Source organism: Sphingopyxis sp. H115 (assembly GCF_001468465.1).
In the GTDB taxonomy this organism is placed as follows: Bacteria; Pseudomonadota; Alphaproteobacteria; order Sphingomonadales; family Sphingomonadaceae; genus Sphingopyxis.
The window spans coordinates 36,307-50,159 of the sequence record NZ_LNSA01000019.1; the positions used below are offsets into that span (position 1 = coordinate 36,307).

General features: G+C 64.4%; 13 protein-coding genes. 6 read left to right on the plus strand and 7 right to left on the minus strand.

Annotation, left to right across the window (positions count from 1 at the left end):
- The first annotated feature begins 67 nt into the window (after window positions 1-67).
- Window positions 68-1,546 carry a DUF4403 family protein gene (locus tag ATE71_RS13925; protein WP_058803971.1) on the plus strand — a complete coding sequence of 493 codons (1,479 nt, stop codon included), beginning with the start codon at window positions 68-70 and terminating at the stop codon, window positions 1,544-1,546.
- Here ATE71_RS13925 and ATE71_RS13930 read toward each other — a convergent pair whose 3' ends face one another.
- Window positions 1,547-2,560 (minus strand): inorganic phosphate transporter, encoded by a 1,014-nt coding sequence (locus ATE71_RS13930; protein ID WP_058803972.1) that lies wholly within the window; start codon window positions 2,558-2,560, stop codon window positions 1,547-1,549.
- A 15-nt stretch (window positions 2,561-2,575) separates the two neighbouring features.
- Entirely contained in the window at window positions 2,576-3,700 is a 1,125-nt protein-coding gene (locus tag ATE71_RS13935; RefSeq protein WP_201022957.1) for a DUF47 family protein, read from the minus strand.
- 195 nt (window positions 3,701-3,895) lie between these two features.
- On the opposite strand from ATE71_RS13935, the gene ATE71_RS13940 reads away from it, so the two are divergent.
- Window positions 3,896-5,434 (plus strand): flavin-containing monooxygenase, encoded by a 1,539-nt coding sequence (locus ATE71_RS13940; RefSeq protein ID WP_235588024.1) that lies wholly within the window; start codon window positions 3,896-3,898, stop codon window positions 5,432-5,434.
- 102 nt (window positions 5,435-5,536) lie between these two features.
- On the opposite strand, the gene ATE71_RS13945 is transcribed toward ATE71_RS13940, so the two are convergent.
- The 3 genes from ATE71_RS13945 to ATE71_RS13955 form a co-directional block, all read right to left on the minus strand.
- The gene (locus tag ATE71_RS13945) at window positions 5,537-5,722 is read right to left on the minus strand and encodes a DUF3008 family protein (RefSeq protein ID WP_058803974.1); all 186 of its coding nucleotides are present in this window, start codon (window positions 5,720-5,722) and stop codon (window positions 5,537-5,539) included.
- Window positions 5,723-5,745: 23 nt separating this feature from the next.
- Complete coding sequence (locus tag ATE71_RS13950) at window positions 5,746-6,573, minus strand: SDR family oxidoreductase (RefSeq protein WP_235588030.1); 828 nt, start codon at window positions 6,571-6,573, stop codon at window positions 5,746-5,748.
- 121 nt (window positions 6,574-6,694) lie between these two features.
- Entirely contained in the window at window positions 6,695-7,528 is an 834-nt protein-coding gene (locus ATE71_RS13955; RefSeq protein ID WP_058804023.1) for a DUF4163 domain-containing protein, read from the minus strand.
- A 55-nt stretch (window positions 7,529-7,583) separates the two neighbouring features.
- Between ATE71_RS13955 and ATE71_RS13960 the strand changes: the two genes are divergently transcribed.
- From ATE71_RS13960 to argC, 3 genes are all read left to right on the plus strand, one after another.
- Complete coding sequence (locus ATE71_RS13960; protein ID WP_058803975.1) at window positions 7,584-8,996, plus strand: leucyl aminopeptidase family protein; 1,413 nt, start codon at window positions 7,584-7,586, stop codon at window positions 8,994-8,996.
- A 75-nt stretch (window positions 8,997-9,071) separates the two neighbouring features.
- A complete protein-coding gene (locus ATE71_RS13965) occupies window positions 9,072-10,016 on the plus strand; it encodes a C40 family peptidase (protein ID WP_235588025.1) in 945 nt (314 codons plus the stop codon).
- Between the two features lie 4 nt (window positions 10,017-10,020).
- Window positions 10,021-10,938: an N-acetyl-gamma-glutamyl-phosphate reductase gene (gene argC, locus ATE71_RS13970; protein ID WP_058803977.1), complete on the plus strand. Its 918-nt coding sequence runs from the start codon at window positions 10,021-10,023 to the stop codon at window positions 10,936-10,938.
- Window positions 10,939-10,941: 3 nt separating this feature from the next.
- Here the strand turns inward: argC and ATE71_RS13975 are convergent, their stop codons facing one another.
- The gene (locus ATE71_RS13975) at window positions 10,942-11,157 is read right to left on the minus strand and encodes a hypothetical protein (RefSeq protein ID WP_058803978.1); all 216 of its coding nucleotides are present in this window, start codon (window positions 11,155-11,157) and stop codon (window positions 10,942-10,944) included.
- A gap of 170 nt (window positions 11,158-11,327) precedes the next feature.
- Here ATE71_RS13975 and ATE71_RS13980 point away from each other — a divergent pair, with 170 nt between their 5' ends.
- The gene (locus ATE71_RS13980; RefSeq protein WP_058803979.1) at window positions 11,328-12,671 is read left to right on the plus strand and encodes a PQQ-dependent sugar dehydrogenase; all 1,344 of its coding nucleotides are present in this window, start codon (window positions 11,328-11,330) and stop codon (window positions 12,669-12,671) included.
- Between the two features lie 50 nt (window positions 12,672-12,721).
- Here the strand turns inward: ATE71_RS13980 and dnaN are convergent, their stop codons facing one another.
- Complete coding sequence (gene dnaN / locus ATE71_RS13985; RefSeq protein WP_058803980.1) at window positions 12,722-13,837, minus strand: DNA polymerase III subunit beta; 1,116 nt, start codon at window positions 13,835-13,837, stop codon at window positions 12,722-12,724.
- Window positions 13,838-13,853: the final 16 nt, after the last annotated feature.

Below are 13,853 nucleotides of genomic sequence, written 5' to 3' on the forward strand. Positions count from 1 at the left end.
CCCCAGTTTGTTGGAACGACCTTTACCGATTGGTGTTACCACGAAGGCATCAATCGGGGGCCGAGACATGCGAGCGATCAAATCACTGGCCGTTGCGATAGTCGCGGCATCGTTGCTGGCGGCATGCGACCGCAAGGTCGCGGTCGAAGCACCGCCCCGGTCGACCGAGCGGGCGCCGTCGCCGTCACAAAAGTCGCTGATCGCGGTGCCGATCGATGCCGATACCACCGCATTAAAGCGGGCGCTGGAGCGCGCAGTGCCAAGGACGCTGTGGACGATCAACCGGCGCGAACGCGCGTGCGTGCCGCCGCAGCGGGTCAAGCTGTTTGGCAAGAAGGTCAAGGTCACCCCGCCGATCCCCTGCACCATCGTCGGGCGCGTCACACGCGGTCCGCTGCGGCTGCGCGGCGAGGGCGACGAGATTGTCGTTGACGTCCCGCTGAACGCCACGATCGCGGCGCGCGACATCGGCGGGGTGCTGAAGGGCGAGACCGCGACCGGCGCGGCGATGGCGCATGCCCGGGTCAAGATCGACGTCACCCCCGACTGGCGCACCCGCGGCTCGGCGCGGATCAGCTATGGCTGGACCAAGGCGCCGGGGATCGATTTCCTGGGCAAGCGTATCACCTTTACCGACGAGGCCGATGCCAAGCTGAAACCCGTCGTTCGCGACGTCGAGCGCGAGGTTGCTCAAGAGATCGCGCGGGTCAACATCCGCAAACAGGCGTCGGAGGTGTGGCGGCAGAGCTTTACCGCGCTCCAGCTTAATCGCGAAAACCCGCCGGTGTGGGTGCGCGTGACACCCCAGCGCATTCTGTATGGCGGGTATCGGATGGAGGGCCAGCGGATGCGGCTCAACCTGGGGCTGGAGGCGATTACCGAGACCTTTGTTTCGGACCGCCCTGCCGATCCCGCACCCACGCCATTGCCGAACATGGTTCGCGAAAAACCGACGCCGCATTTCGACGTGCGGGTTCCGGTGCTGGCCGACTATGCGCAGTTGCAACCGGTGGTCGATCGCGCGCTGCTGAAACGATCGGCGCGGCCGTTCGACCTGCCCGAACTGGGGTCGATGATGGTCAAATTCGGACCATCGACAATCTATGGCGCGCCGGATGGCCGCGTCGCGCTGGGCGTCGATGTCTCGATGCGGCTTGCCAGTCGGAGCGGCGAACCGACGCGGGGCCGGATCTGGATGACCGCGGTGCCGGTCAACGCAGCTGGGTCAGCCGAGGTGCGCTTTACCGACCTGGTCATCAACGGTGATACTGATGGTGTGGGCGGCGATTTGCTGGTGGCGCTGGGTCAAAGCCCCGGCTTCGCACCGCTGATCGCCAATGCCTTGACCCAGAATTTCACCCGTGACCTTGGCGAATTGCAGGGCAAGATCAAACGCGCGGTCGACCAGCGGCGCGAAGGCGCCTTTGTCATCCGCACCGACATCGACGGGTTCGAAATCGGCACGATCAAGGCCTATGGCAACGGCCTGTACCTGCCCGTGCGTATGGTCGGCGGAGCGAGCGTGGATTACCGCCCGTCGAAATGATCAGAAGAGGCGTGTGATCGCATAGAAGATCGCGGCGACGATCGCGCTTGCGGGGATGGTGATGAACCATGCCGCGACGACATTGCCCGCGACGCCCCAGCGTACCGCGCTCGCGCGGCGCGCGACGCCCGCGCCGATGATGCTGCCGGTGATCGTGTGCGTCGTCGAGACCGGAATGCCGAGCAGGCTGGCGGTGAAAACCATGATCGACCCGCCGGTCGACGCCGCGAAGCCCTGATGGTGCGATAGTTTGGTAATCCGGCCGCCCATCGTCTCGATGATCTTCCACCCGCCCGACAGCGTGCCGAGCGCGATCGCAATGTAACAGCTGAACGCGACCCAATGCGGGACGTGGAATTCGCCGCCGAGATAGCCGGTCGAATAGAGAAGCACGGTGATGATCCCCATCGTCTTTTGCGCATCGTTCAGCCCGTGGCTGATCGAATAGGCGGCCGACGAGAGAAGATGCAGGTGGCGGAACGTCTTTTCCGCGAATTTGGCGGTCGCGCGGTGCAGCGCCCAACTGCTGACCAGCATCACCAGCATGGCCAGCAGCATGCCGAGCAGCGGCGACAGGAAGATCGCAATCACCGTCTTGTTGAGTCCGGTCCACTCGATCCCCTCGAAACCGGCATGCGCGACGCCCGCTCCGACGATGCCGCCGACGAGCGCGTGGCTCGACGAGGAGGGGATGCCTTTAAGCCAGGTCACGACGTTCCAGAACATCGCGCCGACAAGCGCGCCGAACACGACCGCGGGGGTCACCAGATCCTTGTCGATGATCCCCTTGCCGATCGTTTCGGCAACCTTGTGCAGTTCGGGGAAGACGATCGACAGGAAATAAGCGGCGAAGTTGAAGAAGGCGGCGAAAAGCACCGCCTGCACCGGGCGCAGCAACCGCGTCGCGACGACCGTTGCAATGCTGTTCGCGGCATCGTGCAGCCCGTTCAGGAAGTCGAACGCCAGCGCCAGGATAACAAGGCCGACGAGAAGAGGAAAGGCGAGTTCGTGCATGGAGGACGCCCCCGCTTACGCGTGGTCGATGACCAGGCCGTCGATTTCGTTCGCGACATCCTCGAAACTGTCGGTGACGCGTTCGAGGTGGCGAAAGAGTTCGCGCGCGATCAGGAAGCGCGTCGGGTTCGCTTCGCCATGCTCCTTGAACAGGCGCTTGAGGCCCGCCGCATGGATTTCGTCGGCATGGCCCTCCATCCGGACGAGCCGCTCGGTGAGTTCGTGGAGGCGCGGGCCATTGGCCGAAATATTGCGGAGCAGCGGGAGAGCCTCGGCAGTCAGCCGCGCCGCATCGACGATGATGCCGGCCATGTCGCGCATTTCAGGCTCGAACTCGGTGACGTCGTAGAGGTCGACGGCGCCCGCGGTCTTCTGCATCTCGTCGATCGCATCGTCCATCGAGGCGATAAGGTCGGTGATCGCGCTGCGGTCGAACGGCGTCAGGAAGGTGCGGCGGACGGTCTGCAATACCTCGCGCGTGATTGCGTCGGCGTCATGCTCGCGCTCGATGATCTCCTGGACATGGTCGGCCATGCCCTCGCCACCCTGCAGCATCCGCGACAGGGCATTCGCCCCGGCGACCAGTGTCGCGGCGTGGCTTTCGAACAATTCAAAGAAATTTCCCTGTCGCGGCAGCAAACGCTGAAACCATGCGAACATCCAGCCAACCCCTGTCTTGTTTGCTACATTTTCGACCACCCCGCGCGGCTGGGCCGCGGCGCGAAAGCCGCTGTCGCCAAAGGAGCGGATCAATGCCTGTAAATCGGGCTCGTCGACCGCCGAGGCGGCGTCGTCGAACGCGAACCATTTGCGGTCGCGCTCGTCCATTTCCTTCCAGTCATCGAGTTCGTTGGTCACGGCGAGCGGAAAAACCTCGACATTATACATTATCGACGCGCCGTTCGCGCGGCGTTTGCGATATTCATAGCTGCCGATCGGCGTCGGACACACCGCGCCGATAACGCCGGCCTCTTCCTCGGCCTCGACCGCCGCGGCGGCGTGGCGCGTCATGCCGGTCAGCGGATTGCCCTTGGGCACCACCCAGCGCTTCGTCTCGCGTGAGGTAATAAGCAGGATTTCGGTCGGTCCGTCCTGCTGCGGCCCCCCGAATCGATAGGGAAGGACGGCGATCTGTCGCATATGCTCAATCCTTTCCATGATTTAAGGCGGCTGAGCGGCCGGATGGTTACAAAAGGGTTTCGCCTATATGACGATTTTGTGACAGTCACAAGGCAGGGTTGCGCTCGCTAGGCGCAGTTTCCGTAAACGTCAATTCGATTGCAAAATGCAACGCGGTGCGTAAGCTGCCTCCAAAACATGGTCGGGAGACAGGAAATGGCAAGTACGGCGACGATGGAACGCTCCGCGGACGCGAAGGCTGCACCAGTCGATCAGGATGTGCTGATCGTCGGCGCCGGCATTTCGGGCATCGGCATGGCGGTGCATCTCCAGATGAACTGCCCCGATCGCAGCTTTTCCCTCGTCGAACGCCGCGAACAGCTGGGCGGTACCTGGGACCTGTTTCGTTATCCCGGAATCCGGTCGGACAGCGACATGCACACATTGGGCTTCGTCTTCGAACCCTGGAAGCATGAAAAGTCGATCGCCGACGGTCCCTCGATCCTCGAATATCTGAACCGCATCGTCGACGAACGCCATATCCGCGAGCGCATCCGTTTCGACAGCAAGGTCGTCGGGGCAGACTGGGACAGCGCCGCCGCGCGCTGGACGGTGACGATAGAGGACAGCACGGGCCGGACGTCGACGACAACGGCGCGCTGGCTTTATCTCGGCTCGGGCTATTACGACTATGACGAACCCTTCGATGCCCAGTTCGCGGGCCGCGAGGATTTCAAGGGCCAGATCATCCACCCGCAATTCTGGCCGAAAGATCTCGATTACAAGGACAAGAAGGTCGTGGTGATCGGATCGGGCGCGACCGCGGTGACGATCGTTCCCTCGATGAAGGAAGCCGCGCACGTCACCATGCTCCAGCGCACGCCGACGTGGTATTTCATCCGCCCGGCGAAGGACGGATTTGCCAATTTCCTACGCAAGATCCTGCCCGAGGAACTCGCCTACAAGATCACCCGCTACAAGAATGTGAAGTTGCAGGACATCAGCTTCCGCCGCGCGCGAACCCAGCCGCAAAAGGTCAAGGATTTCCTGACCAAGAAATTGAAGGCAGCGCTTGGCGACCGCTATGACGAGAAAGCGTTCACGCCGCCTTACGACCCGTGGGACCAGCGGCTGTGCCTCGTCCCCGACGCCGATTTCTTCGAAGCGATGAAGGCCGACAAGGCGTCGGTCGTGACCGATCATATCGAAAAATTCGACGCGACCGGCATCCAGCTCAAATCGGGCAAGCATCTCGATGCTGACATCATCATCACGGCGACGGGGCTCAAGCTCGCGGTCGCGGGCAAGATTCCGGTCCGTGTCGATGGCGTACCGGTCAACTGGCACGATCATTTCTATTACAAGGCATGCATGTTTTCGAACGTTCCGAACTTTTCGGCCGTGTTCGGTTATCTCAATGCAAGCTGGACGCTCCGCGCCGACATCGTATCCGAATATGTCTGCCGCGTGCTCAATCATATGCGCGACACGGGCACCACTGTCGCGACGCCAGCGCTCGCCGATCCGTCGAGCCTCGTCGAGGAAAATGTCTTCGACTTCTCGTCGGGCTATATCCAGCGCTCGCTGCACATCATGCCGAAAAGCACGGCCGCCCTGCCTTGGCGGCTCAGCCAGAATTATGTGCAGGACCGGATCGACATGCGCACCGGTGCGATTGCCGACGGCGTGCTGACATTTGGCAACGCCAATCCAAAAGCGGCGGCCGCTCCCGCGGAGCTGGAAGCTGCGGAGTAGAGCCACCGCGTGCGCGAAGCGGCGGGGACGCTAGATTAGGTTGCGCAAGGCCGGCTGCGCCCCCGGCCTCGGGGGCGAGGACCTGAAAACCGGCGGTATCGGTTATCGATCGACGTGTTCGGGTTTACCCTTGGCCGAGCCCTTGGCGAAATCCTCCAGCTGTTTCTTGGTCATACTGTCGACCATCTCTTTGGACGCGCCTTTCAGTTCCGACTTGGGTGTATCGCCGCGTTTGGCGCTCAATGCGGCGCCGGCGGCTTTCTGCTGGGCTTTCGATTTGGCTGGCATGGCATTTCTCCTTTGCCGCCCCGCTATCCGTTAACGATCGTGCCACCATTGGGATGCAGCACCTGGCCCGACATATAGCTGCTGTCGTCGCAAGCGAGGAACAGGAAGCAGGGCGCGACTTCGTTTGGTTCGCCTGGCCGTTTCATCGGCGTGCTTTCGCCGAAGGTCGCCACCTTTTCGGCCGGCGCGCCGCCACGGGGATTGAGCGGGGTCCAGATCGGCCCCGGCGCAACGCCGTTCACACGAATGCCCTGTCCCACCAGATTTTCGCTGAGCGACCGGGTAAAGGCGGTAATCGCACCCTTGGTCGCGCTATAATCGAGCAGGCCTTTCGATCCCTGATACATGGTTACGCTCGTGCAATTGACGATCGCCGAACCTTTTTTGAGGTGCGGCAGCGCCGCCTGCACCAGATAGAACATGCCGAAAATATTCGTGGCGAACGTCTGTTGCAGCTGGTCGGGGCTGATATCGCGAATGTCCGCTGCCGGATGCTGCTCGCCGGCATTGTTGACAAGGATATCGAGCCGGCCGAGCTTATCGACCGTCTGCGCGACGATCCTTTCGCCCGCCTTGGGCTTTCCGACATCGGCCTTGATCGCGATCGCGCGGCGCCCTTCGGCTTCGACGATTGCGGCGGTTGCGACCGCATCGGCCCGGTTCTCGAGGTAGACGATCGCAACATCGGCGCCCTCGCGCGCGAATAAGGCACATACCGCCCGCCCGATCCCGCTGTCGCCGCCGGTGACGATCGCCACCTTTCCGTCAAGCCGCCCCGACCCGGGGTAGCGCGGTTGCCATTTGGGCGCGCGGGCCAAGTCGGCTTCGCGGTCGGGCGGCGGGTCGGCAATCGTCTTGCTGTCGCCGACCTCGCGGCGCAGCTTTTCCGCGTCGCTGCGCTTGCCCTTCTTTTCCTTGCTGCTTTCGCCGACCTTGCCGGCTTTGGGCTGTTTCGCCACGGCCATTCTCCATTCAATTGATGGGCAGGAAATCGCGCGCGAATTCGTCCTTTACGGCTTTGGCGAGCGCACCGGTGATCGGGAGGTTGATCTTGTAGCTGCCCTCGGCAAACGGACCGACCTCATAGGGCGCGATCGCGATCGTCAGGCGATCGATATAGCGGCCGTCGGACGAACCCAGCCACACCGTCTGAGCCGATGCGGGCGGGCATTTGGCGAAGGGGCTGTCGGGCGCCTCGTCGGCGACGATGCCCTTGGCCGCCTTGGCGCGCTTGACGCCCGCGCAGAAGGAATCGCGGATCGCGGCGTCGAACGCCTCGCCGCTCTCAAACAGGTCGAGCGGCTTGCGCTGCTTGCGATGGTTGCGGTCCCAGATCAGCGTGTCGAAATTCGTCATGCCGTGCGCGCCGCCCATATAGGTTTCGATCTCGGCAGAAAGGCTGAGGAAGCGCGGGGTGCTGGCAACGCGCTGCCACGTCTGGAGATGGCTGTGACGACGATAGGGAAAGCCGCCCTTTTCCGCCGCTGCCTTGTCGCGCCTCGCCGCCGCGACGAGCGCATCGCGTTTCGTCGCCCGGTCGCTGTCGAGGAACGCCGCAAGCTCGGGGATGGCAGCCGCATCGCGCGGATAGGCGTAGGCGAACTCAACCAGATCGTTGGTTTCGTTCACTTTCGACGCCGGCGCGTTTTTGGCGGCAATATCGGCCGGCCCGTCGGGCGGCGCGCCGGGAACCGATGCTGCGGCGACCTTTTGCTGGGTGGTCGGCTTGTCCTCGGAACATCCCGCCAGCAGCATGGTGGCGGCCAGGATCGCAATGGCGTTTCGCCAGGTCTTTTCGTTCGTCATGCCGGCACAACGCAAGGAATCGACAAAATATCCCTGGCGGCCTAGCACCACGGCCATGATCGACTATTCTGACATGATCCAGCCCGACAAGGGACAGGACGCCCACGCGATCCACCTGGTCGACAAAAACAGCTATGACGAGTGGCTGAACGGCCGAAGTGCGCGCGAACGCGCGCATCTTGCCGCCGTCGGCTTCAAACCCGACACATTCGTCCATGCGATCTTGCCCGGCGACGATCCCGAAAAATGGGCCGTCGTCACGACCGTTGCTAACGTCGAGAGCCTGTCGGCCTGGTGCCTTGCGAAGCTGGGGCAAATCCTGCCCGAAGGCCGCTATCGCGTCGAAGGCCGGCAGCCGGGCAAGGCCTTATTCGGCTGGATGAGCGCGCAATATCGCTTCGACGCCTATAAATCGAAGCCGCCGACCAAGGGCCCGCGTGTTCTGTTGACCGGCGACGTCGGCGCGATTGCGCCGATGGTCGCCGAGGTACGCGCCGTTGCGCTCGTCCGCGACCTCGTCAACACGCCCGCCGCCGACATGGGGCCCGCGGCGATCGAGAAGGCGGCCGAACGCATTGCCAAGGCGCATGGCGGCAAACTGACGGTCACCAAGGGCGAAGCGCTCGAACAGGGCTATCCGATGATCCATGCCGTCGGCCGCGCCGCGGCCAAGCATCATGCCCCGCGCCTGATCGAAATCACATGGGGCAAGGACGACCACCCGCGCGTCGCGCTGGTCGGCAAGGGCATCAGCTTCGACAGCGGCGGGCTCGACATCAAGCCTGCGGCGGGAATGCGGTTGATGAAGAAGGACATGGGGGGTGCCGCGCATGTTCTGGCGCTTGCCGAACTGATAATGGCGAGCGGCCTGCCGATACGGCTGCACTGCCTTGTCGCCGCCGCCGAAAATGCCATCTCGGCCGACGCCTTCCGCCCGGGCGACGTGCTCAAGAGCCGCAAGGGCTTGACCGTCGAGATCGGCAATACCGACGCCGAGGGCCGGCTGGTGCTCGGCGATGCGCTGGCAAAGGCGGGCGAAGCAAAGCCCGAGTTGATCGTCGATTTCGCAACGCTCACCGGTGCGGCACGCGTCGCGCTCGGCCCCGACCTGCCGCCGCTCTTCGCCAACGACGACGCGCTTGCCGACGCCATGCTCGCGGGCGGGATCGAACGCGACGACCCGCTGTGGCGCATGCCGCTGTGGGACGGCTATGCCGACCTGCTCGAAACCGACATCGCCGATCTCGGCAATGCCGGCAGTTCGCCCTTTGCCGGATCGATCACCGCCGCCCTGTTCCTCAAACGCTTTATCCCCGAAGGCACCGCATGGGCGCACCTCGACACCTTCGCCTGGCGCCCGTCGGCGAAGCCTGGGCGCCCCAAGGGTGGCGCGGCGCTGGGGCTGCGCGCCGCTTGGGCCATGCTCCAGTCGCGCTACGACCGGCGCGGCAAAATCGAACATTCTTGATCAAGCAGGCCCTGCTGGTCTAATGGCGCGCGATTGTCCGCACCGTGCGGGCCCGTGGTTTCAACAGGACAGCCAGTGACAGCAGAAAGCGGCGAGAGTTCAGCGACCAATCGCATACGCATGGGGCGCCCCGGTGCCGCCGGCGCGGGCCGCAACCGTTTCGGGCTAACGGGTACGTCGCAGGCTTTCGATCCGCGCGTCGTCGCGATCCGTCCCGACCTTGCCGACATCGCCGTCGCCGGGACGCATTTCGCGCCGCATTATGCCGCGCCGATGATGCGCAGCGGCGTGCTGCCGGCAGCGGCGCTGCGGGCCACCCCCTCGATCGACGCCGACCTGACGAGCGAACTGCTGTTCGGCGAAGGCTTTGCGCTGCTCGACCTGACGGGCGGCTGGGCTTGGGGATATTGCCTCGCCGACCATTATGTCGGCTATCTCGCGGCCGATGCACTCGGTGCACCCATTGCGCCGACCCACCGCGTCACGGCAATCGAAGCAATTCTGCACGGAGCACCCGACGCGGCGAGCGGCGGCCCGGCCGTCCTGCCGCGGGGCGCGCTCGTGATGGGCGTGCCCGAGGGAGAATGGCTCGCAACGTCGCATGGCTATCTGCCGCTCGCGGCGCTGGCCGAGGTTGGCACGCCCGACACGGACCCTGCCGGCGTCGCCGAACAGATGATCGACGCGCCCTATCTTTGGGGCGGGCGGACAAGGACCGGCATCGACTGTTCGGGGCTCGTCCAGCTTGCCTGGGGTGCGGCCGGCGTCCAGCTGCCGCGCGACAGCGACCTGCAATTCGCTGCGCTCGGCGCAGACAAGGATGTCGATCCAGCGAGCCTCGCGCGCGGCGACCTCGTCTTCTTTCCCGGCCACGTCGGCATCATGGCCGACGAGCGGAATATCATCCATGCCAGCCGACGATGGATGGCGGTGAAGGTTGAGCCGCTGGCCGACGTCATCGCCCGTTCGGCCGCAAAGGACCATGATCCGCCGGTGAGCGGATATAAAAGACTGCGATAACATCATGACACAGACGGTTTTTATCGACGGCGCGGCGGGGACGACGGGCCTCGAAATCGCCGAGCGGCTTGCCGGGCGTAGCGAATTTGCACTTATCGCCCTGCCGGATGCCGAACGCAAGGATGCGGCGCGGCGCGCCGAAGCGCTGAACGGCGCCGATTTCGTCATCCTGTGCCTGCCCGATGCCGCGGCGATCGAGGCAGTCGCGATGATCCGCAACGATCGCACCAAGGTGATCGACGCATCGACAGCCCACCGCGTTGCGCCAGACTGGGCCTATGGCTTTCCCGAACTGAGCATGGCGCAGCGCGAGGCAATTGCCGCCTCGACGCGTGTCAGCAATCCGGGCTGCTATCCGACCGGCTTCCTCGCGCTCGTCGCGCCGCTGGTCGCCGCAGGGCTCGTCCCGGCGGACACGCGGTTCAGCGTCAACGCGGTGTCGGGCTATTCTGGGGGCGGCAAGGAACTGATCGCGCGCTTCGAAGCCGAGCCCGACATCGGCTTTCGCAGCTACGGCCTGTCGCTGAACCACAAGCATGTGCCCGAAATGCAGCGGGGCGCCGGCCTTGCCCACCCGCCGCTATTCGCTCCGGCGGTGGTGCCCGTCTATCGCGGGATGCTCGTCGAGGTGCCGCTCAGCTTCGATACGCCGACCGCCGACGCGGTCTTCGATGCGCTCGCTGCGCATTTCGGCGGGTCGCCGCTGGTCAGCGTGCGGCGCGGCGATGAGGGCGAATTGCTTCTCAGCCAGAAGGACGCGGCGACGGACCGGATGGAACTGACCGTCTTCGCGGACCCCAGCGGCCGTCAGCTCCGCCTCGTCGCGCGGCTCGACAATCTGGGCAAGGGCGCGAGCGGCGCCTGTGTCCAGAATCTCAACATCATGGCGGATTTGCCCGAAACCGCGGGCCTGCGGCTTTAGACGCTAATGCACCGTGTCGAGGATATCCTCGACCGACAGATAAGTGATCAGCCGCTCGATCTGGCGCCAGCGCGCGAAATGGATGTGGTTGCCGAGCACGCGATATTGTTCGGCACGTGCCGCAGCGGCAAAGCCCGCTTCTTCGCCATGAAGGTCGATGAGCGCGCGGGCATCGTCGACCGCGGCGCGATCGGTCAGAAATGGGGCTGGCAGGTGCATCGGGTTCCTGGTCCGTTGGGCGTGTCCTTTTCTACGCGCCGCCGCCTCACCGGCGCGTTCCCAACCGTGATGAACAAGCGGGTAAGGTTAATGGCGATGGTCTGGCTGTTAACCGTTCCGCCGCACCCAACCCCCTTTGACGCCGCGCCGTGCCCGTGTAGACAGTCGTCATGCGCAAGATCCTGAAATATGCCGCCCTCGCCCTGTTGCTGCTGCTGATCGCCGGCGGCATCACATTTTACGTCATGTCGCGGCCCGATGTCGCGCGCTTTTCGACCGCCGAACTCAGCGGCCGGGTGCCGGTAATGGCGTCGCAGCGGACCGAGACATTTCCGACGATCAACGTGCCCGAGGCGACAAGCTGGCCCGCCGGACAGGCGCCGCGCGCCGCCCAGGGGCTGGCGGTCGCGCGCTTCGCCGAAGGGCTCGACCATCCGCGCACCATATTGGTGCTCCCGAACGGCGACGTGCTCGTTGCCGAATCACAGAGCCCGCCGCGCGACACGTCGGGAGTCGAGGGCAAGATCATGAGCAGCCTGATGGGCAAGGGCGGCACCGGCCGCCGCCCGTCTGCGAACCGGATCACCCTGCTCCGCGACGCCGACGGCGATGGCAAGGCCGAGGTCAGGACGGCCTATATCACGGGTCTCAACTCGCCCTATGGCATGGCGCTGGTCGGCTCGACGCTCTACGTCGCCAACACCGACGCACTGCTCGCCTTCCCCTATGTCGCGGGCGAAACGAAGATGAGCGGCAAGCCTGCCAAGATCGTCGACCTGCCCGCCAAGGGCACCAACCGGCACTGGACCAAGAGCCTTGCCGCCGCGCCGAACGGCTGGCTCTATATCGGCGTCGGCGCCGATTCCAATATCGGCGAAAAGGGCATGAACCGCGAATTCCGCCGCGCCAGCGTGCTCGAGGTCCGGCCCGAGAACAAATATATGCGTACCTTCGCCGCGGGCATCCGCAACCCCGTGGGCCTCGGCTTCTATCCCGGCAGCGACCGGCTGTGGACCGTCGTCAACGAACGCGACATGCTCGGTAGCGACCTTGTCCCCGACTATCTGACCGACGTCACCGAAGGCGATTTCTACGGCTGGCCCTGGTATTATTGGGGGGGCTACATCGACCCGCGCGTCGAGCCCGAAGCCGAGGATCGACGCCAATATGTCAAGCGCCCCGAATATGGCCTCGGCGCCCACACCGCGCCGCTGGGCTTCACCTTCACGGAAGGGCTCGACCTTGGCGACCGCTGGGCGAACGGCGCGCTGATCGCGCTGCACGGGTCATGGAACCGCGAGCCTGTGGCCGGATACAGCGTGGTATTCGTCAAGTTCGGCGCGAACGGCAAGCCCGTCGACGCCCTGCCCGTCACCCTGCTCGACCAGTTCCTTGCCGCGGACGGCAAGACGACCCGCGGCCGCCCGGCCGACGTCAAGGTTGCAAAGGACGGCAGCGCGCTCGTCGCCGACGACACCGGCGGCGTGATCTGGCGGGTCGCGAAGGCCGGATAAGAAAAGGCCCTGCAATCGCAGGGCCTTTTCGTTCGGCGCTGTAGCGGTCGTCAGACCCGCATCGGCATCAGCACATAGAGCGCCGGGCTCTTTTCGCTTTCGCGGATCAGCGTCGGCGCATTGGCGTCGGCGAGGTGCAGTTCGACGCTGTCGCCGTCGACCTGCCCCAAGATGTCGCTGAGATAGCGCGCGTTGAAGCCGATCTCCATCGAATCGCTGTCATAGCCGGCAGCGAGTTCTTCGGCGGCGGTGCCATTCTCGGGGCTGGTCACCGACAGCGTGATGCGGTCCTTGTCGAGACCGACCTTGACCGCGCGCGTCTTTTCGCTGGCGATGGTCGAGACGCGATCGACGCCCTGGAACAGGCTCTTCGGATCGACCTTGAGCAGCTTGTCGTTCGCGGTCGGAATGACGCGGCTGTAGTCGGGGAAGGTACCGTCGATCAGCTTCGAGGTCAGGATCGCGTTGCCGAGCTGGAAGCGGACCTTGCTCGCCGACAGGCTGATTTCGACATTGCCTTCGGCCTCGTCGAGCAGCTTGCGGATTTCGGTGACGCATTTGCGCGGCACGATGACGTCGGGCATCGACGCGGCGCCGTCGGGGCGCGTGACGGTGTAGCGCGCAAGGCGATGGCCGTCGGTCGCCGCAGCTTTCAGCACCGGGCCCGAGGCATCCTCGGCGACATGCAGGAAGATGCCGTTGAGGTAGTAGCGCGTTTCCTCGGTCGAGATGGCGAAGCGCGTCTTGTCGATGATCTGGATCAGTTCGGCGACGGGCAGTTCGAAATTGGTCGGCAGGTCGCCTTCGGCGATCACCGGGAAGTCGTCGCGCGGCAGCGTCGGCAGGTTGAAGTTCGAGCGGCCGGCCTTGACTTGCATCTTGCCTTCGGCGGCCGCAAGGCTGACTTCCGACCCTTCGGGCAGCTTGCGCGCGATTTCGAACAAAGTGTGCGCCGAAACCGTCGTCGTGCCTGGCGTTTCGACCTTGGCCGCGATCGTTTCGACGACCTGCAGGTCGAGGTCGGTCGCCATCAATTTGAGCTGGCCCGACGCATCGGCTTCGATCAGCACGTTGGAAAGGATCGGGATCGTATTGCGCCGTTCGACCACCGACTGAACGTGGCCGAGGCTCTTCAACAACACTGCGCGTTCGATCGTCGCTTTCATTCTGTATCCGCCATCC